Source organism: Halomonas sp. LS-001, from assembly GCF_052983955.1.
Window position 1 is genome coordinate 1,533,233 of the sequence record NZ_CM129816.1, and the last position, 23,921, is coordinate 1,557,153.

Annotated in this window: 21 protein-coding genes; 14 read left to right on the forward strand and 7 right to left on the reverse strand. The window is 56.2% G+C overall.

Annotated features, from left to right (window positions below; genetic code table 11):
- Positions 1 to 42: 42 nt before the first annotated feature.
- On the reverse strand, positions 43 to 1,269 hold the full coding sequence (lhgO, locus tag ACU6TU_RS06855; protein ID WP_447143810.1) for an L-2-hydroxyglutarate oxidase: 1,227 nt from the start codon (positions 1,267 to 1,269) through the stop codon (positions 43 to 45).
- A 61-nt stretch (positions 1,270 to 1,330) separates the two neighbouring features.
- Entirely contained in the window at positions 1,331 to 2,293 is a 963-nt protein-coding gene (glaH, locus tag ACU6TU_RS06860) for a glutarate dioxygenase GlaH (protein WP_447143811.1), read from the reverse strand.
- A gap of 265 nt (positions 2,294 to 2,558) precedes the next feature.
- On the opposite strand from glaH, the gene queC reads away from it, so the two are divergent.
- The 8 genes from queC (at position 2,559) to ACU6TU_RS06900 (ending at position 10,444) form a co-directional block, all read left to right on the forward strand.
- Positions 2,559 to 3,281, forward strand: a complete 723-nt coding sequence (gene queC / locus ACU6TU_RS06865; protein WP_447143812.1) for a 7-cyano-7-deazaguanine synthase QueC — start codon at positions 2,559 to 2,561, stop codon at positions 3,279 to 3,281.
- A gap of 2 nt (positions 3,282 to 3,283) precedes the next feature.
- Positions 3,284 to 3,937: a 7-carboxy-7-deazaguanine synthase gene (gene queE, locus ACU6TU_RS06870; protein WP_447143813.1), complete on the forward strand. Its 654-nt coding sequence runs from the start codon at positions 3,284 to 3,286 to the stop codon at positions 3,935 to 3,937.
- Positions 3,937 to 4,776 (forward strand): 6-carboxytetrahydropterin synthase, encoded by an 840-nt coding sequence (locus ACU6TU_RS06875; protein ID WP_447143814.1) that lies wholly within the window; start codon positions 3,937 to 3,939, stop codon positions 4,774 to 4,776. Before queE ends, ACU6TU_RS06875 begins: the two co-directional genes overlap by 1 nt.
- Positions 4,777 to 4,778: 2 nt before the next feature.
- Positions 4,779 to 5,183, forward strand: a complete 405-nt coding sequence (locus tag ACU6TU_RS06880) for a DUF2784 domain-containing protein (protein WP_447143815.1) — start codon at positions 4,779 to 4,781, stop codon at positions 5,181 to 5,183.
- Positions 5,184 to 5,590: 407 nt separating this feature from the next.
- Positions 5,591 to 6,184 (forward strand): LemA family protein, encoded by a 594-nt coding sequence (locus ACU6TU_RS06885; protein ID WP_447143816.1) that lies wholly within the window; start codon positions 5,591 to 5,593, stop codon positions 6,182 to 6,184.
- A gap of 37 nt (positions 6,185 to 6,221) precedes the next feature.
- Complete coding sequence (locus ACU6TU_RS06890; protein ID WP_447143817.1) at positions 6,222 to 8,186, forward strand: M48 family metallopeptidase; 1,965 nt, start codon at positions 6,222 to 6,224, stop codon at positions 8,184 to 8,186.
- An 85-nt stretch (positions 8,187 to 8,271) separates the two neighbouring features.
- On the forward strand, positions 8,272 to 8,991 hold the full coding sequence (locus tag ACU6TU_RS06895) for a ZIP family metal transporter (protein WP_447143818.1): 720 nt from the start codon (positions 8,272 to 8,274) through the stop codon (positions 8,989 to 8,991).
- 88 nt (positions 8,992 to 9,079) lie between these two features.
- Positions 9,080 to 10,444, forward strand: a complete 1,365-nt coding sequence (locus tag ACU6TU_RS06900; RefSeq protein WP_447143819.1) for a CHAD domain-containing protein — start codon at positions 9,080 to 9,082, stop codon at positions 10,442 to 10,444.
- Here ACU6TU_RS06900 and ACU6TU_RS06905 read toward each other — a convergent pair.
- Together ACU6TU_RS06905 and ACU6TU_RS06910 are read right to left on the reverse strand one after the other, a co-directional pair.
- Complete coding sequence (locus ACU6TU_RS06905) at positions 10,441 to 12,384, reverse strand: DNA topoisomerase III (protein ID WP_447143820.1); 1,944 nt, start codon at positions 12,382 to 12,384, stop codon at positions 10,441 to 10,443. The genes ACU6TU_RS06900 and ACU6TU_RS06905 overlap by 4 nt on opposite strands.
- Before the next feature lie 31 nt (positions 12,385 to 12,415).
- Complete coding sequence (locus tag ACU6TU_RS06910; protein ID WP_447143821.1) at positions 12,416 to 13,987, reverse strand: Fic family protein; 1,572 nt, start codon at positions 13,985 to 13,987, stop codon at positions 12,416 to 12,418.
- Between the two features lie 192 nt (positions 13,988 to 14,179).
- Here ACU6TU_RS06910 and ACU6TU_RS06915 point away from each other — a divergent pair, with 192 nt between their 5' ends.
- Together ACU6TU_RS06915 and ACU6TU_RS06920 are read left to right on the forward strand one after the other, a co-directional pair.
- Positions 14,180 to 15,427: an ABC1 kinase family protein gene (locus ACU6TU_RS06915; RefSeq protein WP_447143822.1), complete on the forward strand. Its 1,248-nt coding sequence runs from the start codon at positions 14,180 to 14,182 to the stop codon at positions 15,425 to 15,427.
- 90 nt (positions 15,428 to 15,517) lie between these two features.
- Positions 15,518 to 17,329 (forward strand): SEC-C metal-binding domain-containing protein, encoded by a 1,812-nt coding sequence (locus ACU6TU_RS06920; protein WP_447143823.1) that lies wholly within the window; start codon positions 15,518 to 15,520, stop codon positions 17,327 to 17,329.
- Here ACU6TU_RS06920 and ACU6TU_RS06925 read toward each other — a convergent pair.
- Positions 17,326 to 18,693: an AmpG family muropeptide MFS transporter gene (locus ACU6TU_RS06925; protein ID WP_447143824.1), complete on the reverse strand. Its 1,368-nt coding sequence runs from the start codon at positions 18,691 to 18,693 to the stop codon at positions 17,326 to 17,328. The genes ACU6TU_RS06920 and ACU6TU_RS06925 overlap by 4 nt on opposite strands.
- 93 nt (positions 18,694 to 18,786) lie before the next feature.
- Between ACU6TU_RS06925 and ACU6TU_RS06930 the strand changes: the two genes are divergently transcribed.
- From ACU6TU_RS06930 to ACU6TU_RS06945, 4 genes are all read left to right on the forward strand, one after another.
- A complete protein-coding gene (locus ACU6TU_RS06930) occupies positions 18,787 to 19,305 on the forward strand; it encodes an FKBP-type peptidyl-prolyl cis-trans isomerase (RefSeq protein WP_447143825.1) in 519 nt (172 codons plus the stop codon).
- Positions 19,306 to 19,550: 245 nt separating this feature from the next.
- On the forward strand, positions 19,551 to 19,706 hold the full coding sequence (gene ccoM, locus ACU6TU_RS06935) for a cytochrome c oxidase subunit CcoM (RefSeq protein WP_447143826.1): 156 nt from the start codon (positions 19,551 to 19,553) through the stop codon (positions 19,704 to 19,706).
- A gap of 319 nt (positions 19,707 to 20,025) precedes the next feature.
- A complete protein-coding gene (locus tag ACU6TU_RS06940) occupies positions 20,026 to 20,466 on the forward strand; it encodes a hypothetical protein (protein ID WP_447143827.1) in 441 nt (146 codons plus the stop codon).
- Positions 20,460 to 21,632 (forward strand): diguanylate cyclase domain-containing protein, encoded by a 1,173-nt coding sequence (locus tag ACU6TU_RS06945; RefSeq protein WP_447143828.1) that lies wholly within the window; start codon positions 20,460 to 20,462, stop codon positions 21,630 to 21,632. The genes ACU6TU_RS06940 and ACU6TU_RS06945 overlap by 7 nt, the downstream gene beginning before the upstream one ends.
- Here ACU6TU_RS06945 and ACU6TU_RS06950 read toward each other — a convergent pair.
- On the reverse strand, positions 21,629 to 22,210 hold the full coding sequence (locus ACU6TU_RS06950) for a lytic transglycosylase domain-containing protein (protein ID WP_447143829.1): 582 nt from the start codon (positions 22,208 to 22,210) through the stop codon (positions 21,629 to 21,631). The genes ACU6TU_RS06945 and ACU6TU_RS06950 overlap by 4 nt on opposite strands.
- Positions 22,188 to 23,912, reverse strand: coding sequence for a proline--tRNA ligase (locus tag ACU6TU_RS06955; RefSeq protein ID WP_447143830.1), 1,725 nt, complete (start codon positions 23,910 to 23,912; stop codon positions 22,188 to 22,190). Before ACU6TU_RS06955 ends, ACU6TU_RS06950 begins: the two co-directional genes overlap by 23 nt.
- Positions 23,913 to 23,921: the final 9 nt, after the last annotated feature.

Here is a 23,921-nt window from a genome sequence, read left to right on the forward strand (position 1 = left end):
TGTGCAGGGAACTATCAAGCACAGAGAAAACTCGTCAGCCGCTTAGGCGGGAACGGTGACGGTGGATCCAACCTGCTGCTTTGCATTCTCAACGACCTTCTCAACGATATGCGCCCCGATGGGGATGGCTGAGGTGGCGGCGGGCGAGGGCGCGTTGCAGACATTGACCGTTCGCGGGGTGTTAACGAACAGGAAGTCGTCGACCAACTTACCATCATCGGAGACCGCCTGGGCGCGTACGCCAGCCGGGTAGGGTTCGAGGTCGGCCAGGGTCAGACTCGGGCAGTATTTCTGAACCTGTTCCAGATAGCCTTTCTTATAGAGCGAGTTTTTCAGCTCGAAAAGCCCTGGGCGGAGGTTGTCTTTCAGCACCTGACGGATGCCACTGTGGCGCAGCATCGCCAGCGTATCGGAGAACGAGATGTCGGTTTTCCGGTAGCCTTCGCGCTTCCAGGCCAGCACCGCATTGGGGCCGACAGTGACACTGCCATCGATCATGCGTGTCAGGTGTACGCCCAGAAACGGCATGGACGGATCGGGAATCGGGTAGATCAGGTGGTTGACGATCTGGTTATGCTGCGCGGGAAGGCGGAAGTACTCGCCCCGGAACGGGCAGATGGTGAAGCCGGGTTCAACCCCCAGCATGCGTACCACGCGGTCTGCCATCAGGCCGGAACAGGAAACCATATAGCGGGTGGAGAAGTCGCCCTGGCTGGTGGATACCACAACTTCGCTGGCGCTTTCCTTCAACCCGGTGACAGCAGTGGAATAGCGGATTTCACCGCCAGCCGCTGCGAACTCGCGGCCCATGGCAGCGGCGACCTGAGCATAGTCAACGATACCGCTGGAGGGAACAAAGATGCCGCCGACGCCGGTAATGTTGGGCTCGCGCTCGCGCAGTTCTTCCGCTTTCAGCCAGTGGCGTTCCAGCCCATTGGCTTGTGTGCGTTCCCACAATGCCTGCATGCGCTGCATTTCAAGGTCGTTGGTGGCTACCAGCAGCTTGCCGCATTCATCATAGGCAATGCCATGCTCGTCACAGAAGGCTTTGGTGGCGATATTGCCTTCCAGGCAGAAGCGCGCTTTCAGGCTGCCGGGCGTGTAGTAAACCCCGGCATGGATCACGCCGCTGTTATGGCCTGTCTGGTGGCGAGCCGGGCCGTCTTCTTTCTCGACCAGCAGCATCTTTTTATCCGGAAAGGCACGGATCAGCTGCATGGCCGTCGACAGCCCAAGAATGCCACCTCCGATGATGATGTAATCGTACATAGGCGTCTCGGTAGTCAAGGGTAAAAAGCCACCGCCCGGGCGGTGGCTGATTGTTTTTACATTATACCTGGCGCGGCTGGCGCAGTGTTTTTGCGTGGGTGAAGTAACCCCGCTGGCGCATCAGTTCCCGACGCAGATCCGGGTGCGGCGTGAAGCGGTCACGGCCATGCAGCCAGAAATGGTTGTTGATGAGCAGGAAGCTGCCGGTGGAAACGGGAACCGATAGCCGTTGCTCACTGGTTTCCAGCGATTCGGAAAGGTTGGCCAGCCAGTTGCCTTCCTCGAAGTTCTTCGGCTGCACAAATTGGTCGATGTACGACATGATCGGGCGACCTTCGGTGTCCACATCAAAGACCGCATGGTAAATATCACGGTCAACATTCTTGCTTGGCGGTGCGGTCCAGCGCATTTCACGACGCGCCAACGGGTGAGGGTAGAATGTGTCAAGCCCTTCCCAGTCGTCAAGGTGCAGCAGCAGGGAGTTGCCACCTTCCATGTTCTGTTCGTCGATTTTCATCATCAGCACGTAGTCAGTGTCCTGCTCGACAAAGGTGCCGTCGTTATGCAGTTCCATCACGCGGTGCGGCTGACGCAGGTAGCTATCGGAATTATCGACGTTCTTGACCACGAAGCGGGCGTAGTACTGACCGCTCATGGCATCGAAGTTGGAACGCCCCATCAGGTGAGAAACCGCGGTGGCGAACATCACCATGTCATCTGCCTGTTCTACCTGATCCAACCCTTCCGGCGTGACCAGAAACGCACCGGTCTCACGGTCAACCATGGTGTCGATCAGCAGCGGCTGCAGGGTGTTGTGGCAGATGTCGTCCAGAATCCTGGCAACACGGAAGCGCAGGAAAGACTTGTATTCCAACGCCTGAACCGGCCATTGTGCGACGGCATCCAGAAACGCTTGAACGGTTTCCTTTGGAAAGCTCAGTTGCAGCAGACGCGCTGACTGCGGTGAGCGGTCAAGGGAGAAGCCGTGGTGCTGTTGTGCTGGGATATTGGCAGGTGCATTCATGGGAAACCTCGTCAACGCTAGTAGAAGCAGGTGAGTAAAAATAACCAGTCATTAAAAAATATATACATTTTTTAATTTCGTCAACGTTTTGAATAAATTTATTCAAAATATAGAAATTTTGGCCATCTCCCATTGCCGCTTCCTTGCCTGGTTGCTAGCCAGCCAGACGTTCTCCACGTAAGATTGCCCCCGCCGGACCGGAACCCGGTAACCCGTCATTCGGGTCATTGACTGACGATAAATTCTCCGACGATGAGTGCCTTTCATGTCTCACCCTACCTCTACGCCTGCCCACGACTGCCCGGCAGTGGTGGTCTATTCCGGCGGTATGGATTCTTTCACTCTGTTGCACCGCGCCCTGCGTGAGCATTCCAGCGTGCATGCCTTGTCATTTGATTATGGCCAGCGCCATTCCCGTGAACTGGAGATGGCTCGACAGGTCTGCGAAATGCTGGGTATCGCGCATCAGGTGGTGGATATCCGTGCCATTCACGGCCTTATTGACGGTTCTTCGCTGACCGATGCTAGTCAACCTCTGCCGACAGGGCGATACGCGGCTGACAATATGCAGTCGACCGTGGTGCCTAACCGCAACATGATCCTGCTGTCGATGAGCATCGCCAAGGCGATCAATATTGGTGCCCGCGATGTTTATTATGGTGCCCATGCGGGGGATCACCTGATCTACCCGGATTGCCGACCTGAGTTTGTTGCCGCCATGCAGCACGCTGCTGGGCTGGCGGATTTCAACCCGGTGAAGGTGCATGCGCCTTACCTGCATTCCAGCAAGGCGGATATTCTTGCCGACGGCCTGCAGATGGGGCTGGACTATGCGCATACTTGGACCTGCTACCTGGGCGAGGCCTTGGCCTGCGGGGAGTGCGGCAGCTGTATCGACCGTCTTGACGCCTTTGCTGCCAATGGCATTGAAGATCCTGTCGCTTACGCGTCTATGCCAACTGACCGGCCAACGGCTCGCGGGGAATAGCCATGTACCATGTCAAGGAAGCCTTCTACACCCTGCAGGGTGAGGGGGCACAGAGCGGTCGTGCCAGCGTTTTCTGTCGCTTCAGCGGGTGTAATTTATGGTCCGGCCGGGAGAAGGATCGAAGCTCAGCGGTGTGCCGTTTCTGTGATACGGATTTTGTCGGCACGGATGGCGTTAATGGCGGACGGTTTTCGAATGCCGCTGCGCTGGCGGAACATATTGCCTCCCTTTGGCCCGCCATACCGCAAGGCAAACCTCCCAGGCCTTATGTGGTGATGACCGGTGGCGAGCCACTGCTACAGGTGGATGCGCCGTTGATAGAAGCATTGCATGCGCGGGGCTTCGAGATAGCGGTGGAAACCAATGGCACTCTGACGGTTCCGGAGGGCATTGACTGGGTGTGCGTCAGCCCTAAAAGCCAGGCGCCGCTAGTAGTTACGCAGGGCGATGAGCTTAAGCTGGTTTACCCGCAGCAGGATGCTTTGCCGGAGCAGTTTCGTGATCTCGACTTTACGCATTTCTACCTTCAGCCGATGGATCAGTGCGCCCTGAACCAACCCACCGGCGACCCGGTCAGCCAGACAGTGGCTTACTGCATGAACCATCCGCAGTGGCGTCTGTCCATGCAACTACACAAATTCGCAGGTTTCGAGTAATGGCACTATTTGTTAATCATTTGACACATTTAGATGTTTCTATCTGGAGCCCTGAGCATGGGCTGACCGGAATGAGTTGGCGGGTCAACGCGACCCTGGAAGGCGAGATCGGCGCAGACGGTATGCTGCTGGATTTTGGCGAGGTCAAACCCTGGATCAAGCAGATTCTCGACGATGGGCCGGATCACACCCTGCTGGTGCCGGAACAGGCAGAAGGTGTCAGTGTTACCAGCCAGAACGAAACCTGCCTGTTTGAGGCAACAAGCCCGTATCCATTTCAGATGAAAGCCCCGTCTCAGGCGCTGACAGCGCTACCAACCTCAAAGGTGAGCGAAGCGGATATTCTGGCTCACTGTGAAGCGCTGTTGAATGCCCGTTTACCCACCAACGTCACCGGTGTGCGATTGACGCTGGAGGCGGAGCGCATTGAGGGCGCGGAGTTTGGTTACAGCCATGGCCTGAAACGCCACCTGGGAAACTGCCAACGGATTGCCCATGGCCACCGTTCGCGTCTGGAAATTCACCAGCACGGCGAACGCGTTCCAGCGCTGGAAGAAGAGTGGAGCGACTGGCTGCAACATCGCTACCTGATTGAAGCACAAGACATCGTGGAAGCCTCCCCGGACGATAGGGTGACGTGTCGATACCGTGCCACCCAGGGTGAATTTACCCTGAGCCTGCCAAAAGCCGCAACGGCGATTCTGGATACCCCGACAACAATTGAAAATATCGCCCGCTGGATTGCCGGTCAGGTGGCCCAGCAATCCGGCGAGCCCACTCGCGTGGTGGTGTTTGAAGGCATCAGTAAAGGCGCCACGGCCGACGCGTGGGGCCAGTAACAATGTCTCGGCAAATACTGCTACTGATGGCCGATGGCGTGCTGATTTTTCACATCCTCTTTGTCGCGTTTGTTGTGTTCGGCCTGTTGGCGGTTTACGCGGGATATTTCCTCCAATGGCAGTGGGTGCGCCACCGGGTTTGGCGGGTGGCGCACCTGCTGGCCATTGGCTATGTCGTGGTGCAATCCTGGCTGGGTATTGTCTGCCCGCTGACCGTATGGGAAATGGCATTACGGGAAAAAGCCGGGGGAGCCATCTACGCAGGTTCCTTTATCCAGCATTGGCTACAGAATCTGCTGTTTTTTAACGCGCCGGATTGGGCCTTTGTGCTGGTTTACACTGTATTTGGCAGTTTAGTGCTGGCCAGCTGGTTTGTTGTACGTCCTCAAAAGCGCATGCTGAAATAGCGCAACATCAAGTTTAGTGATGAAAGCTGGATTACTTTAATCTGCCTGCCAAGTCGATGTTTTGCTTTTTTTAACAAACTGTTTATTAAACGGGTTTTAACAAACCGGGTGCCTGAGCGAGGTTTAAATAGCCTTGCTTCATTTTTTGGTGCCTTAAGTTAATGTTAAAGCGATAAAATTTACTTACGGCACCCGCCTGGTGAGCCCTGCTGGTGGATTGTTATTAGAACGGGTTATCAGAACAGGCTATCAGAACTGGTTGTCAGCCCTCGTTATCAGGACTTGCTATCAAATACTACGCGCTCAAATACTACGCGCTCAGTATTTGGTGTTACGCTTGCTTGATAAGGGCGCTGATTGCAAACCAGTGAATCGTGAATTCAAAAAATCCAAGTAAGGGGCTTGCCATGCTGACGTTGATAATAGTGTTGGCGATCATTGCAGTGATCGTTTTCTATGTGGTCTCCATTTATAACCGTCTGGTGTCATTGAGTAACCGCTTTGAGAATGCCTTCGCGCAGATAGAAGTTCAGCTTAAACGCCGACATGACCTGATTCCTAACCTGGTGGAAACCGCCAAGGGCTATCTGGAGCATGAGCGAGAAACGCTGCAGAACGTGACTGAGGCGCGCAATACGGCGGTTTCCGGTCTCAAGGCGGCGGCTGAGAATCCGGGCAGTGCCAAGGCGATTGCGGATCTGGGTGGCGCTGAAGGGGCCTTGACTCAGGCCATGGGGCGACTCAACGTGGTGATGGAAGCTTACCCGGATCTGAAGGCCTCGCAGAATATGCAGCAGCTTTCTGAGGAGTTGACCAGTACGGAAAACAAGGTCGCCTTCTCCAGGCAGGCATTCAACGATGCGGTCATGCAATACAACACTTACCGGCAAAGCTTTCCCCCTGTGGCGGTGGCGGGGATGTTCGGCCATGGGCAGGATGCGTCCCTGCTGGAGTTTGAAGACAGTGCCGAAATTCAGGTCGCGCCCAAGGTGTCCTTCTAGATACCCTCTCTCCTCATAGCGAAAGGCAGGTAGAACCATGGATTTTTTTACCGCCCAGGATCAGGCCCGGCGCAACACCGGGCGTCTGGTTGTACTGATGATTCTGGCTATCGTGGCGCTGACCGCCGTCGCCACCGTAGCAATTGTGATCGGTTTGCACTTTATGAATGGTAGTTCGTCCACCCCGCAAGGCGGATTCTCTGTCGCCGGAATAACGTCTGCGTTTTCCATTGAACTGGTGGGTGTAGTTGCTGTTGCGGTATTGGCCGTCGTGGTGTTGGGCGGCTTGTTCAAGCAGCACCAACTAGGTCGTGGTGGCCGAGCAGTGGCAGAAGCGCTTGGTGGGCGTGAGATTAATATGAACACCCGCGACAGTGATGAACGCCGCATTCTCAACGTCGTGGAAGAAATGGCCATTGCCTCGGGCACTCCGGTGCCTTCGGTCTACGTCATGGAAGAGGACAGCATTAATGCCTTTGCGGCAGGGCACCGTCCGGAAGATGCGGTCATCGGTATTACCCGAGGCACCATACGTCACTTGACCCGTGAAGAACTGCAAGGCGTGGTGGCCCACGAGTTCAGCCATATCCTGCATGGTGACATGCGCCTGAATATTCGTCTGGTCAGTGTGTTGCACGGTATTCTGGTTATCGGCTTGCTGGGCGGTATGTTGTTGCGCAGTATGCGCTTTCGACGCGTGGGGCGTGGCAAACGTAATAATTCGGCGGTGGTGATACTGGCCCTTGGGGCGGTGCTGATGTTGGTCGGCTACGCAGGTACTTTCTTTGGCAACCTGATTAAATCTGCGGTCAGCCGTCAGCGCGAATATCTGGCTGATGCGTCGGCTGTGCAATATACCCGTAATCCCAAAGGCATTGGCAATGCCCTGATCAAGGTGGGTGCCCATGCTCAGGGGTCACGTCTGCAGGCACCTCAGGCAGCAGAGTTCAGCCATCTGTTTTTCGGCCAGGGGATGAAACTCAGCCAGATGATGTCGACGCATCCGCCGGTCAACGAGCGTATACAGCGGATTATGCCTGATTGGGACGGCAGTTTTGAGCTCACCCGGATGGCTGGCGACGATGAAAAGGGCGCAGCCACTGACCAGGACGATGAGCAAGATTCCAGGCCGGGGCCAGGGCTGGGACGCGGCCCGCTAGCGGCGATTCTCACGGCGGCTTCTGCCCGCACGGCCATCGCCTCTGTGGGGCAGCCCGATGAGCGGCATCTTGAGCAGGCCAGGGCAAGGCTGGATGCTTTGCCACAGCGCATCAATGACGCTGCCCATGAACCCTATTCTGCGCGTGCCCTCATGTATGCCTTGTTGCTGGCTGACGATAAACACGAACGTGATCAGCAGCTGAAAACGTTGGAACAGATTGCCCTGCCAGACGTATATGAACAGCTGTTGGCGCTGGCGCCGGAAGTGGCAAACCTCAATATCCAGTTACGCCTGCCCCTGGTGGAGCTTTCGCTGCCCGCGTTGAAATCGCTGAGCCTGGATCAGACGCAGCATTTTCGCCTGTGTATTGAGCGCCTGATTCAGGTTGACGGTAAGACCAGCCTGTTTGAATGGACGCTCCATCAGCTATTGCAGAATAATCTGATAGATCGGGGGAGTGGTCCTGCCAACCTGAAACTAAAGGACCTGGACCGGGAATGTCAGCGCCTGCTTACTGTCCTGGCGAGTGCCGGGCAGGATGATGCTGAAGAAATGCATAAAGCGCTGGCCGTTGCTGCCAAAGAGCTGCCGTTTGCGCTTCATGGTGATGCCGAGATAGATGTGTCGGATATGCAGGCGCTGAGTATGGCAGTTGAACGCTTAAGACGTTTGAAACCCATGCACAAGCCGATGCTACTGCAGGCGATGGCCGCTTGTATCGAGCACAACGGCGTGGTCAGTGCGGCGGAAGCGGAGCTTTTTCGCGCTACAGCCGATATTCTTGACTGCCCGATGCCCCCACTACTCAATGATGAAGAGACGACGATCAGCGCCGATTGATTATCGGGGCGGGGTGCGTTACCTCGCATTGCTGTTCAGCCCTATGTCATTGGCATATTCACTCAGAGATGGTCACCGGTATTGTATGACGGAAATCACTTATATTCTCTTCTTATCATTACTGGCCGGGGCGGCGATGCCAACAGGTGCGTTGCTGGCCCGGTTAGACCTTGTGCATCCTGCGCTATTAGGCACGTCCTGGCGTCATTTTATTGTTGCTTTCGGGGGTGGGGCGTTGATTTCGGCCGTTGCCCTGGTGCTTGTTCCCGAAGGGGTCAATAAGCTCTCGCCGTTACCGGCGGCCTTGTGTTTTGCCTTAGGCGGCGTGTGCTTTTACTTTCTGGAAAGCTATTTAAGCAAGCTGAACAGCCCGGCTGGCCAGCTGGTGGCGATGCTTTCTGATTTTATTCCGGAAGCCATTGCCCTGGGAGCGGCATTTGCCGTCGGCGGAAGCACGGGCTTTCTGCTCGCGCTGTTGATGGTGCTACAGAACCTGCCCGAAGGCTTTAGCGCCTTTGAAGAGTTGAACAGCCACGCGCAGATACCGCCTAACAAGATCGTACTGGCCTTTAGTGGCTTGGCGCTGGTGGGGCCCCTTTCTGCCGCACTGGGGTATTACCTGCTGGCGCAATATGAGGCACTCCTGGGTGGTTTGATGCTGTTTGCCAGTGCCGGCATTCTTTATCTGGTTTTTCAGGATATCGCGCCGGAATCCAAAGTCGCCCAGCAAAGTATGCCGGCACTGGGTGCCGTGGCAGGGTTTCTGCTCGGCCTGATTGGTAACATGCTGATCAGCGTCAGTTAAACTCACGCTTCAGAGAGTCGATATGGGCTAAACTGTTTTAAAGACTGCTTTAAAAACCATGTTAAATATCTGGATCGGGAGTGAGTCCATGCAGCATCTCTATGTGATGCGGCACGCTAAGGCCAAACAAACCCGCGTGGCTGATCATCAAAGGCCGTTGCGCAAACGCGGTAAGCGTCAGGCGGCGGCGATGGCGCCTTTGCTGGAGCAGTGGCAGGCGTTGGAAGGGGAGGTTTACGTCAGCACGGCGGTTCGCTCACGGGCAACCTTTGATGGGATCGTCGAGCAATTGCCCGAGCGTAAGGAGCCCCGTCAAGCGCATTTTGATGAGGCACTTTACACCTTCGAAGGCGATGCGTTGCGCGCATGGTTAAAAGCGTTGCCCGGCAATCCAGAAAAAGTGTTCATCATTGGCCACAACCCAGCGTTGCAGGAGCTGGTTGCCTGGCTCTGCAAGACACCGGTTGACTCGCTACCCACGGGCAGTGTGCTGCATCTCACTCTGCCTGATGTACCTTCATCGGCGATAAAAAAAGGCTGTGCGGTTCTGTCAAAAAGCGTGACGCCAGCCGCTGCCAGCTATCCACTTTTCCAGCGTCAGCAACCCAAGCCATCAACGCGTGGCCATGCCGACATGGCCCGCCGTATTCAAGGCTTACTGGCGCATCAGTATTTGACGATCAGAGCTCTGGAACCTGGTGTGATGGCTGGCGTTGATCCGGAGTTCCTTCACCAGTACCGCGTGAACCTGCGTCGCAGCCGGGCGATTGGAGAATCCGTGTTAGCGATCATTGAGGTGCCGGGCCTTAAAAAAAGGCTGAAACGTCTCAAGCGTCGTGCTCAGGCGACCAGTGATCTGCGCGATCTGGATGTGTTTCTGCAACACCTTGATGAAGCGCCGCCAGCAGGTAATTTGAAACCATTCTTGAAACCATGGCTGCAGGAGCGTCAGCAGGAACAGCACGATGCAATATGCCAGCAGCTCACTGGCGCCGACTACGCCTGGGAACTTGAGGACTGGCAGGCATTTATCAGTTCAAAAGCCTTTCGCAAGGCGCTGAGTAAAAAACTCACGCCAAAGCGAATCAAGGCAGTCCTGGATGAGCGCATTGCTCGCCATAACTACGATCTGGCGGCACTTACGTTAGAGGCAAAAGACGATGCCTTGCATTCACTCCGCAAGGGAGTAAAACGCATCCGCTACCTGGCGGATCTTGACCCGAAAAGTCATCAGCATCTGCTATCCAGATTGAAGCATCGTCAGCAGCTGCTTGGCGATTTTCAGGACCTTTGCGCCCGTCAGTCCTGGCTGAAGGCTTTCGACGCAACCTCTACTAATGACACAAAGCAGAAATCAGCCAGCTCTTCTGACGCTGCACTCAACAAACAAAAGCAGCAGCTGCGTAAAGAGGTGTCAGCGTTGCCGCCGTTGGTAAGAACTGCCAAGGGCTAACCGGAAGACGATGTCTTTTTTCGCCCCGTTGGCTTTTTACGGGGGCTCGTCGTTTTGCGTTTTGTATAGCCTTTCGTCGATTTTCCGCTGCGCTTGGCGGGTGCCACCGCTTCTCCCTGGGCGGTTTGCAGGCTGTGGCGCAGTTTCCCTGCATCGCTTTGGAAGAGCAGTTCGCGCAAGTCGCTTACCAGGGCGCTCTGGAAGGCGTCCGGGTCATCCTGGCGTTCGGCGATGGCGCTTAACCGCTGTTCCCACAAGGCGGTGCGCTCCGGTGTGCTGACCGCACCGGGCAGGGCGGCGATCAATGCGCTGCCCAGGCGGGTGGCACGCAGAGCTTTGTGTTTGCGCACGATATAACCGCGCTGAACCAGGGTTTCGAGAATGCCCGCACGGGTGGCTTCGGTGCCCAGGCCGTCGGTATCGCGCAGGGTGCGGCGCACCTCGGGGTCGTCCACGTAGCGGCTGATATTCATCATCGCCTTGATAATGCTGGCGTCGGTAAAGTGCTCCGGCGGGCGGGTTTCGCGGGCTTCTACCCCAGCGTTCAGCGCCTGGCAGCTTTCCCCTTCGCTGAGCGGCGGCAGCGGTGGGGTTTCTTCCCTGGTGGTGAAAAGCGGTTTCCAGCCAGGGTCGAGAACCTGCTGGCCGCGGGCACGAAAGCTTTCTTCCAGCAGGGTGAACTCGGCCTTGACCTCGAAGGTTTTCAGCGGCGGGTAGAACTGGGCCAGCACATTGCGGCTGATCAGCTGGAACAGTTTGGCATCGATATCGCTAATGGCACTGACATCAAAGGGTTTTCCGGTGGGTGCCAGGGCATGGTGGGCACCCACCTGTTTGTCGTTCCAGGCTTTGGAGCGGCGGCTGAAATCTGCACCCTGGTACCAGCCTTTCAGCGTGGCGTCATTCTGGCAGGCACTGCCGAGTAGCTGGCGCATCCCGGCAAAGTGCTCTTCCGGCAGGTAGCGGCAGTCCGAACGTGGGTAGGTGATCAGCTTGTGCTGCTCATACAGGCGCTGGCAACCATCCAGCACCGCCTGGGCGGAAAGCCCGAAGCGCCGAGCGGCATCCACCTGCAGGGCGGAAAGCGAATAGGGCAGCGGGGCATTCTGGCGTTTTTCCTGCTGGTCCAGCTTTGAAAGCCAGCCTTGCGTGCCGGGCAAACTGGCCGCCAGGGCATCCGCCGGGGCGCGGTCAATCAAGCGGCCTTGTTCATCCAGCGGCTGGTTCGGCTTGGGGGCCCACCAGGCGCGCAGTTGGCCCTGGGCCACTTGCAGGTCAACCCATAGCGGATAGAACGGGTAAGGCACGAAATCGCGAATGGTGTTATCGCGGCGCACAATCAGCCCCAGCACCGGCGTTTGCACGCGGCCAACCGAAAGCACGCCGTCATGGCCTGCCTGGCGGCCGGTGAGCGTCCAGGCACGGGTCAGGTTGATGCCATATAGCCAGTCAGCGCGGGCACGGGCTTCCGCGGCGCGGTAAAGCGGCTGAAAGACCTTGTTATCCTGAAGTTTACCCAGCGCCCGTTCCACGGCCGGGCGGTTAAGGTCGCTGACCAGCAGGCGCTGAACCGGGCCACGGTAGTTGAGGTATTCGATGACTTCCTGCACCAGCAGCTGGCCTTCACGATCCGGGTCGCCAGCATGAACCACCATCTTTGCCTGTTTGAGCAGCTTGCGAATCACGCTGAGCTGGCCACGCGCCTTTGGCCGGGGGGCAAGCTGCCAGCGGCTGGGTACAATCGGCAGGCGGTCCAGCCGCCACTGTTTGTCGGCGGCGTCGTAGGCTTCCGGCGCTGCCTGCTCCAGTAAATGCCCCAGGCACCAGGTAACGGTGGTGTCGCCGCACTGAATCAACCCCTCCTGACGCTGAGCGCGCCCCGGCAGGGCCTCGGCAATGGCACGTGCCAGGCTGGGTTTTTCGGCAATAATCAAACGCATGGCAGTGCCTTATGCTGAATCGCGGCGGTGTTCATTGAGGCATATCCTTGGTGGCCAGCACCTGCTTGCCCAGCTTGGTTAGGCGGTATTTCTGAGTTGGGCTGCGCGGCGAATCAGGCTGGGTCATTTCAATTAATTCCAGCGCCAATGCTGGCTGCAAATAGTTTTGTAAAAGCGTTGGGCGATGCGTTAGGGATAAAGCCTTGAGTAACGCTTTGGTGCTTAGGGATTCTTCAACCAAAACCCGTAACAATCGCATTACTTGTTCGGTTACTTGTTCGGTTACTTGTTCGGTTACTTGTTCGGTTACTTGATCAGCTGCTTCAGGTATCAATTCTTCATCAACCGAAAACCCGGTATGAACGGGTAGGCGAATTAAAAAGTAGCTACGCTCATCGTCCGTTTCAAATACGGGTTCTGGGGATCCGTTAGCTTTCATCACTCGAAGGATTTTTGGCACGCCTGTTGAGCGGCCTTCAGTTAAATCCAGCTCTTTTAGAAACTCGCCGATACGCCGGTTACGATAGCGACGGCTAACGGCTTTACCTACCTGTAGATCCTGCAAGCGAATAGAACGGTCTGGGCCTGGAAAGCTGAGTACCATAAGCTCCTGGCCATCAATGCGGATTTCAATCGGCTCACGAATTTCATAAGAGCGGTGATACACCGCATTCACCACGGCTTCTTCAATGGCCGTCTGGGGAAAATTCCAGAAACGTTCGGCCTGAGGACGATCAGGGTGTTTTGTCACGCCCTCTTTTATGTAGCTGCGATTGATATAGTCCAGCGCATCGCGAGTGATACGCCCCAGTGGCCCCTTGAATATCTTCTCTTCAAAGTGGTCACCTCCGGCGCCGTCAGGAAAATACACCACGTCTATCTGAGTCGCTGGAAAGAACTGATCGGGTTGCTCGTTAAAGAACAATAGCCCCACATTCTTAGGAAAGGCCATTTCGCTAGGGCCGCCCACCACATTCATCCGTCGGCCCAGGGTTTCAATATCCAGCTCGCGGGCTTCAGCGACTAACTCGCTGCCAATGTCGTGCAGAAAATCACGCATCAAGTAAGGGGAAAGGTCGCTTAAACCGGCGGTTTGGCGATAGCGATCATCAAAGGGCACGGTGGCGGCCAGACGTAAAAGCTCGCGTTCATCCTGACCCGATGCTTTCACTGTGCTGGTATGTTTACGCAGGTAATAGGCCCAGTCACTTTTCTTGCTCAAGCTTGTTTTGGCTTTATAAGGGCGTGTTTCACCCCCCGGCGCCCATAGCACCAGAATGGTTTTGTCCTGAATCTCATAGGTAGCGGTTAGCGGATGAAAGGGCGGCGCAATCGCTGAATGCCCAAGGTTCAATAGCGCTTTTTGAATGGCGTCGATCTGTTCCGGCAATAAACCGGCTGGCGGCAGTTGCGGTTGGCCATCTTTTTCAGCCACGCCCACCAGAATATAACCGCCCCCCAGGTTGTGGAAATCGTTAGCGAAGGCGCACAAGGTATGCAGGATAGACTCAGGGTTCCAGCCTTCTTTGTATTCAATGCGTTCGCTTTCCACCGTTCGGTGGTGAAGCAGGTTATTAATATTGATGGGGAGTGTCGGTGTCATCGGGTAGGTGCCATGGCGTGACAGTTAAAGCCTGATGTTCAAGGTTAACCTGATGAAGTTAAAAGGTACATGACAACGCAAACACCCTTATCAAGCTATCTTGTATATCTTTTGTATAAATATTTTGTACAAGAAGAAGCCATTGGGTAAACTGAGCTGATTCGAGTGAATTGATCTGAAGGGAGTGGCGCCATGCGTGAGCGCGGAAGAACACGGCGATTGATGGGGTTGGGTGCCCGAACGGGCGGGGCTTTGCTAAAGACCCGAATGGGTGGGCAGGCGGATTGGCGTGCCTTGGGTGAGGCGTTGTTCGAGGGGCTTTCCGAGCTCAAAGGCCCGGCCATGAAGCTGGCGCAGATCATGTCCCAGTGGGATGATCTCTTGCCCCAGGATCTGGCCGATGAGTTGGCGCGCCTGCAGCGTCAGGCGGAGCCGATGCCGTGGCCGCGTATCCGTGAAGCACTGGTACTCCAGTATGGCGATATTGAGGCTCACTTTACCCAGATTGAAGAGCGCCCCTTTGCGAGTGCCTCCATGGGGCAGGTGCATCGTGCGGTTACCGCTGCCGGTGAAACCGTGGTGCTCAAGATTCAGTACCCGGGCCTTGCGGATGTGCTGGAGAGTGATCTGAAACAGGTCAGGCGGCTGATGCGCCTGGGGCGCTGGTTCAAAGTACCTCAGGCCAGGTTGGATGCGCTGTTTGAAGAACTGGCCGCCGGGTTGCGTGAAGAGCTTGATTACCACGCAGAAGCCAAGGCGCTGGCGCGCTACCGGGAGCGTTATCAGGATGACCCACGGTTGGTGATTCCAGAGCCGTTGTTCGAGCTTTCCGGCGAGCATGTGCTGGCCATGCGCTTTGTTGACGGGACGCCACTGCGCGATCTGGAAAGTGCCGATGATACGCGCCGCCAGAAGGTTGCCGAAACGCTGGCTGACTGGATTACCAAAGAGTTGTTCACCTATGGCGAGCTGCATGCCGACCCGCATGCGGGGAATTTTGCCGCCGACGATGAAGGGCGCTTGGTGATCTATGATTTCGGCGCGGTGATTCCGGTGCCGGAAGAACGCCTGAAAGCCATGATGCAGTTGCTGGATGCCACCCTGGCCCAGGACGCAATGGCGATGGATGACGCGCTGCTCAAGATGGGCGGACGTCAGGGGCAGGGCGCGCCGCTGTCTTTATATCGGGAATCTGCTGAGTGCGTATCACCGCTGTTTGCGCCGGGTGAGCAGGATTTCAGTGATGTGCGCGTGCATCGCCGCCTGCGCGAACTGACGCCCAAGGTCTGGGCGGCTATGGATCGCCTGCAGCCACCGGCGGATACCTTGCTGCTGTCGCGGGCCCTGAATGGCCATTACTGGAATCTGGTGCGGCTGAAAGCGCGGCTGGATATGCATTCACGCACGGCGCCTCTGCTGGCCTGGGCTAAAAAGCCCTGAAACACTGCTTGGCCCGTCAATCCTCTCTGCGACACGGAGCTTGGTCATGCTAGACTATTGCGTTTTTAACGCAGCTGAGTGGAGACGCCAATGCTGGCGGTATGGGTTGAACAATTACTGGGGTTTGCCTCTGGGGCACTCTCGGCTATTCGGCAAAATGAACACTATCCTGATTTCATGACCTGGGTGCGCGCCCACGGTGCAGATTACTTTGGCGACGACGCCACTCAGGCTCAGGCGCTTGCGCCGATCATATGGTCGCAGACGCCGTTGGAACGCCTGGATTTTGCCGCTCAACCTTTGGCAACGCCAGGGCGTAATGAGCCTTGCTGGTGCGACTCCGGTCGCAAGTTCAAGCAGTGCTGCTCTCAGGTGGAATTCCCCACGGATATTCCTCCACAGATGATGTGGATGCTTTCCCTGCGCGAGTGGAAGGGTGCCACCCTGAAAGCGGCCCTGGCCAGCGGCAAAGCACCGGCGCAGTCGCTTCTGGAGGCAGGCTTGATTGCTGCTGAAAGTGGCCAGAGCGGGCGTGCCATGCAGATTCTGGAATCCCTGTTTGATGGCAGTGACTGGGCTCGCCTGCCGGAGCAGGCCGAGCCTGCTTTTGAGATCCTGCTGGATCTCTATCAGGAGCGCGGCTTCAACCGCAAGCGTGCTGATCTGCTGGACGATGTGCTGGACCGTGGGCCGATGTTCCTGCGCGGTGTGGCATTGGAGCGTCTGTGTCTGATGCACCTGGACAGTGATGATCTGGACAGCGCCCGTGCCGCCTTTGTGCGCGCTCAGCAGGCACTGCCGGATTCGCCGACACTTGCCTATATCGAGGCCATGCTGCTGCTGCATGAGGGGCACGAAGAGGAAGCCAGAGCGCGGGCAGATTTCTGGTATCGCCGCCTGGTGCGTCAGGGCGAACTGGATGACGATCAGCTGGACTTCCTGGCGGCATTGGCCGAGAACCCCGGTGCGACGCTGGCCGATCAACTGTTGAGCGCGGAAGAGGACCTTGCGACGCCCCTGATTGCTCTGCAGTCACTGCTGGCCGCGCTGACAACCGCGCCCAAGCTGGATTTTCGTGAGCGCGATGAGCGCCTTGATTATCATGTCAGTGCCCGTGAGGCGACCCTGTTTGCTGCCTGGCATGCCGAGTTTCAGGTAATGGTTGATAAAGAAGTGGCGCTGGGATTTCTGGATGACCCCTGGGATAACGCTGTGGGCTGGATGTCGGCGCTGTGTGCCAATCCTGAATGGCTGGATTCTCCCCAGGTGTTACAGGATCTTTCCCTCGCCTTGACCAGCCGTTTTGGTAGTTTGCCGTGGATGGCGCCCAGCCTGTTGGAACCGCTGGCGCAACGGCTGGATCGCTGGCTGGATCAGGCCCGCGCGGCGGGGAATGGCAACCTGTGCTGGGACGATGCCGATAATGCCATCCTGCTGCGTACCGGGCTGGCATTGGTGGTAGGGATGGAGCGAGGCGCTCGCCAGCATTCCCGCCAGCTGGCAGAAAAAATGCTGCTGGTTAACCGTCAGGATAGTCTGGGACTGCTGGAACTGGTGCTGGATCAACTGTTGCGGGATGACCGTAACGAAGACGCCTTGGAGTTGCTGGAAGAAAACCGCGACGATGGTTCCATGCCGCTGAACATCCTTTTTGGCCGGACACTGGCGCATTTTCGTCTCGGGCAGCTCGATCAGGCGTCGGCTGCGCTGGAAGATGTCCAGCGCCACAATCGCTATGCCATTGAACTGCTGGGGGCTGAGAACCCCCGACCGATGAAATCCAGTTGGGATGCCAATATTGAGCCAGGCACTCGGGGAGAGGCCTGGCAGTACCGTACCTTGATGCGTGACCAGTGGCGTTCTACTCCGGGCGCGCTGGCATGGCTGACGTCGAGTCGCTAGCCTTGCTTTGACACCGGACGGGGTACCAGCTGTTTATCGCGGCTGACCCAGATGGCCAGCGCTACCGCTGGTAGGCCGAGTAAAGCAGCTGCCACGAAAAAGCTGGCATATCCCTGTGAGGTGACGACCAGCCCGCCAAAGCCGCTGATGAATTTGCCCGGTAGCGTCATCAGCGAGGAAAACAGGGCGTACTGGGTGGCTGTGTAAGCGCGGGATGTCAGGCTTGACAGAAAGGCGATAAACACAGCACTGGCAAGCCCGTTGGCCAGGTTATCGCCGACAATGGTTACGACAAGCATCGGCAGCTGATTCCCCACCAGCGCCAGAAGGGCAAACAACAGGTTGGTCAGCATCACCAGCACGGCACCGAATACCAGCAGTGGCCCGATGCCGTAGCGGGCCACCAGAAGCCCTCCTAATATGCCGCCGGTCACGCTCATGGCGATCCCGAAAATATTGGTGACGTTGGCGATGGTTGCCAGGGAAAAACCCAGATCGATATACAGCGGGTTGGCCATGGACGCCATGGCCAGGTCACTGATTCGAAATACCGCAATAAACACCAGTACCCAAAGTGCCTTTATGCCATAACGACGGAAAAAGTCGCTGAAGGGGCAGATGATTGCGCCGATGGCCCAGGCGCCCAGCCGCCGTGACCAGCGGGGTTTTCCCCGGCTGGCGCGCAAAAAGGCACGCACTCTGGGTTCATGGGCAAGCTGAACTGTCAGCGAGCTGCGCGGTGGCTCAGGGCGCAGCAGCACCGTCATGATGCCTACGCCCACCAACCCGGCCATGCACAGGTAAGCAATATTCCAGGAGGTTGCCGCGGCAATAAACAGGGCGCCTGCGCCCGCTGCCAGCAAGCCGCCCCGGTAGCCAATGATATAGGTCGACGCCATGGCTGCCTGAATATCGTCGTCTGCCGATTCGATACGAAACGCATCAATGGCAATATCCTGCGTGGCGGAACCAAAAGCCACCAGCAGCGCAAAAGCAGCCACCCAGCCAAGGTTGCCCTGAGTTTCAATGCTGGCAAGCCCGACAAGACCCGCCACCATCATGGCCTGGGCTAACAGCATCCAGCCCCGGCGCTGGCCAAAGGTGCGCGTCAGTACCGGAAGGGCCAGGCGGTCGACAATCGGCGCCCAGAAAAACTTGATGGAGTAGAGCATGCCAACCCAGGCAAAAAAGCCGATGGCGGCGACTTCAACCCCATCACTGCGTAGCCAGGCGGAGAGGGTAGAAAAAACCAGAAGAAACGGCAGGCCAGCGGAAAACCCCAGAAATAGCATGGTGATAACCGGTGCATGCCAATACACAGCAAAGGCATCCCGCCAACTGCGTTGCGGCGTTGGGGTAGGCATAGGGTGAGGCTCCATAAAGACGACTACTAAAGGCGGGTGATACACTGCGCCCGATATTTTGAAAGTCCATAGCTTACCGGAGAGGAGTTTTCCATGTCGATTGCCGCGCATCAGGTAGTAACCCTTCATTACGTGCTTAGTGATGTTCAGCATGACGGAGACAAGCAGGTACTGGATGATTCCGAGGCGCGCCAACAGCCGCTGGAATATCTGCATGGGCACAATAATATCGTGCCGGGCCTTGAGCGTGCGCTTGAAGGTCAGTCTGTTGGCAGTGAACTGAGTGTGACATTAATGCCGGCAGATGCTTATGGCGTTCGCAATGAAGCGCTGGTGCAGAGCGTTGGCCGTAATGCCTTTGGAAGTGCTGATTTGCAGGTGGGAAGCCGTTTTCAGACGGAAGGCGAAGCGGGGCCTCAGATTGTCACCGTAGTGGCGATTGATGGAGACAGTGTGACGGTGGATACCAATCATCCGCTGGCGGGCAGGACCTTGCGTTACCAGATAAAGATTCTTGAGGTGCGTAAGGCGACCCGTGCAGAGTTGGCAAAAGGCCATCCATTGCCGCCGGGCACCGATCATAGCAAAGTAGAAGACCGTAAGGTGTTATAAGCCAGCGCGTTAACTGCGTATTACACTCGTAAAAACTCATCTTGGCTCTTAACAACCGATATTGAAACCCTTAACAACTGATCCTGAAGCTCTTAAAAACGGACCTTGATACCCTTAAAAACTGACGTAAATCAAGTTGGCCACCACAAAGATTAGCCTGGCGGCGCAAACTTGATCTACGTCAGTTCCTGCCGCTGTTTTCACGGCTAAGATTGTTTCATTACTTCACGGCGAGGAGAGTCGCTATGTACTGGGACGACACTATCATTTTTGGTCTGGTTACCGTGGCCCTCATGGTTGTCTTCATGATTGGCTGGGTCGGTTTTATCGTTCGTGACCACCGCCGTAAAAAAGGCAATAAACCGACCATTACGCATCATCAAGCGTCGCATCATCACTGAGTGGCAGACAGCTTGCGATAAATGCATCTGATAATGGCGCAGTTCAGGGGGGGGGTTATCAAGGTTTTCAATAGCGCTTTTGATTTTGCTTAGTTATCTGTTTTCAGCTATCTGTTGTCAGCTACCAGTTGTCAGGGGAGGAGGCTTGCTTTTAGGGGTAAGCTTCTAGTTGCCGGCCCATTTGGGTCGGCTTTTTTTATTTTTGGCTTTCGCGATAAGGAAATGTAACTTCTGATAAAATGAGCTAATGCAACTTAAGTGAGTGCCTCATATGCTGGCAGATAAAAAAGTGGCGTGGCGTGCAATTAGCAGGATGGTAATGACAATTGGGCTATTGGCCGTGGCAACCACGGCAACGGCCTACACACTGACGCTTGATAATGGTGAAACGACCTTGGAAGTGCCGGTTGAAGAGATTGGCACACATATTCCGTCGCATCGTTTTGCACTCTACGACCCTTACCAGGGGGAAACGGTTGAGATGCAAGGCGTCATCTTTCGTGACTTTCTGATGCATCACTGGGGTGAGGTGCCGCCTGCCCTGCATTTTACTGCCTGGGATGACTATAAGGTGACACTTTCAGGCTGGAGTAACCCCAACTGGTATCTGATCACTCATGAAAATGGGGCGCCGATAACGTTGCGTGAGCGTGGCCCGCTGCGTTTGGTCGAGCGTGACTACGGCGACCGCGACACCAGTAACCTGCGCGCCTTCAATGACTGGGTGTGGATGATTCGACGCATTGAGGCGTTATGGTAGCCCCGCAGAAGCCATTTTCGGACCTGTCGCCGTTCCAGTCGTTGGCGCCGCCGCCGACAAAAAAGCCTAAATGGCAGCGGCGCTACCTTAGCTGGCTTTCCTTGAGTCTGATGAGTTTTTTAGCATTAATGGTAGTGATTGTTTATGAGACTCGCTGGGTGAATCCGGAAGTTCAGGCATATTTCAGTCAGACGGGCAACCTCACCGGGCAGCAGCTTGCTACCCGAGCCCGTAACTATCTGCAAAATACCCAACTGGAGTTGCTGGCAGAAAGTGATGTGCATGAATCAATCACTGCTGATGCATCCATCATGTTGAGCCTAAACCTGGCTTATGGGCTTTTCGATGTGTCGATCTATCAAAACGAGTATGCCTGTACAAAAGAAAGTCTGGATCACATTGACTCTCTGGCCCAGACGATAATAGCCCAGGAAATCAGTGCACTTGATGCGGCTCGCCAGCTGTATTTGCCGATCCAGTGTCTGACAGAGATAGAAATGAGCCAGCTTGACCGGCGTGGCGAAGCGATCAACCGTTTTTCCGAGAATGCCCGTTTTAACAGCCAATTAGTGACTTACACCAGTCTGGTAATCTTCCTGTTGGGGATTGTGTTCTGGTGGATGCATGAGCGCCAGTTACGGCGAGCCGAAAAAGCAACCATTGAAACACTGGCCTGGATTCAGCGAGCGCTACATGACCCCTTGACGGGCGTGGGGAATCGCAGCGCATTGAATGAAGATATTGCACTGCTGGACGGTCTGTCCCTTGGGTTTATCCTGATTGATGTGGATTTTTTCAAGCAGTATAACGATGCATTGGGCCACCCCAGAGGAGACGCCTTACTGCTTGAGTTATGCGAGTTGATCCGCTCTTCCTTTGCCGTAGATGCCAGGCTGTACCGCCTCGGGGGAGACGAATTTGCGGCTCTTATTCCGTGTAGGAACACGGCGGATCTTGAACAGCATTGTCAGCGTTTGATGGAGAAGTTGAAACAGGCGGCCCTACCGCATCCTGCCCATCCGCATCATGATGTTGTCACCTTGAGTGTTGGCGCTACCTGTTTTCACGCCGGGCAGTGTATGTATTCAGAAGTTTATGTGACGGCGGACGACGTTTTGTATGAAGTTAAATCGACGGGTCGCGATGGCTTTCGGATTGCCGGTTAACGCCAATGCTGCTGCCAGGCACGCATTACGCGTTCCGGGTACCAGGTTTGGCCGAGGCTACCGTTGTAGCGGGCGAGAGCACGGGTGAAATCGCCGTTTTCAACGGCCAGATAGTGAGCCAGGATCGTGCAGCCGTAACGCAGGTTTCTGGCAGGATCCTTGAGGTTATCGGCGGCCAGGCCAAGTTCATCAATCCAGAACGGCATGATTTGCATCAACCCGACGGCACCTGCTGATGACACTGCCGACGGCTTGAAAGCACTTTCCACTTCCATCAGTGCCAGTATCAATGCAGGCGGAAGCCCCGCCAGCGAGGCTTCCTGATAAGTGCGTCTGAGTATCAGAGCGCGTAATACTGCAGATGACACAAAACGGGCAAGCTGGGGAGCCATGCGTTGCTCCCAGCGCTGCTGTTCAAGGCTTGCCTTCTGGGAGGTGATCGCCGCTTCAAAGGTTGGCATCAGCGTTTCATGGGGTGCTGCCAATGCCACAGGGCCTAGCAGACAACCCACCGCAAGCCATGCTCCAAGCGATGCCCCAAGCGTTAGGTAACGATTAACTAAGGCCAGCTTTTTCACGCAGGAAATCAATCACCGACTCAGCGGCGATCATGGTGGCTTCGCTATCACGGCGGCCTTTGTATTCAAGCTCGCCCTTATCCAGGCTGCGGTCACCAATCACCAGGCGGTGAGGAATGCCCATCAGCTCCAGGTCGGCAAACTTGACGCCAGGCCGGGTATCGCGATCATCCAGTAAGACGTCCATTCCGACAGCGCTGAGGGCCTGATACAGGCGCTCGGATTCTTCGCGTACACGCTGGGATTTGTGAGCATTCATTGGTACCAGTGCCACCTGAAAAGGCGCAATGGCGTTAGGCCAGATGATGCCGGACGCATCGTGGTTCTGCTCAATTGCCGCAGCCACAACACGGGTAATGCCGATACCGTAACAGCCCATCCACGGGTGGCTGGTTTTGCCGTTATCGCCAAGCACGCTGGCGTTCATCGCCTGGGAGTATTTCTGACCCAGCTGGAAAACGTGACCGACTTCGATGCCGCGCTTGATGGCAAGGGTTCCCTTGCCATCAGGGGACGGATCACCTTCTACCACGTTACGCAGGTCAGCCACGTCGGGCAGAGGCGCATCGCGTTCCCAGTTGATGCCGAAATAGTGCTTACCCTCGATGTTAGCGCCCGCGCCAAAATCGCTCATCAGGGCAACGCTACGATCAATGATAATCGGCATGTCCAGCCCGACCGGGCCGAGTGAACCAGGGCCTGCGCCAACGGCAGCGCGAATTTCTTCTTCGCTGGCCATGGTCAGCGGGGTCGCAACACGGGGATGATTTTCCGCTTTAACTTCATTCAGTTCATGGTCGCCACGTACCAGCAGGGCAATCAACCCGCCTTCAGCGGCGTGAACCATCAGGGTCTTGATGGTCTTTTCGATTGGCAGGCCGTGCTGCTCTACCAGCGTCGCAATGGTTTTGGCGTTGGGCGTGTCGACAAGCGTCATGGCATCGGCAGGGGCGCTACGTTCCTGAGGGCTGTTCAGGGGGGCGGGCAAGGCTTCGGCTTTTTCCATATTCGCTGCGTAGTCGGACTCGGTGGAGAAAACGATATCGTCTTCACCAGAGTCAGCGAGCACGTGGAATTCATGCGAGCCAGTACCGCCAATCGAACCGTTATCCGCAATCACCGGGCGGAAATCCAGGCCCAGGCGGGTGAAGATACGCGTGTAGGTGTCGTACATCACCTGATAGGTATCCTGCAGCGAGGCTTCATCCAGGTGGAACGAGTAGGCGTCTTTCATGATGAATTCACGCGAGCGCATAACGCCAAAGCGTGGGCGGATTTCATCGCGGAATTTGGTCTGAATCTGGTAAAAATTGGTCGGCAGCTGTTTGTAGCTGGCGATTTCCTTGCGCACCAGGTCAGTGATGACCTCTTCATGAGTCGGGCCAACGCAGTAGTCACGCTCATGCCGGTCTTTCAGGCGCAGTAGCTCTGGGCCGTACTGTTCCCAGCGCCCGGATTCCTGCCAAAGTTCCGCCGGTTGAACTGCCGGCATCAGTACTTCCTGAGCGCCTGCACGGTTCATTTCTTCGCGTACGATGGTTTCCACCTTGCGTAAGGTGCGCAGACCCAGCGGCAGCCATGTGTAAAGCCCGGAGGTCAAACGACGGATCATCCCGGCGCGAAGCATAAGCTGGTGGCTGATAACTTCAGCATCGGCTGGTGTTTCTTTGAGCGTGGCAATCAGTAATTGGCTGGCGCGCATAAGGTGGGT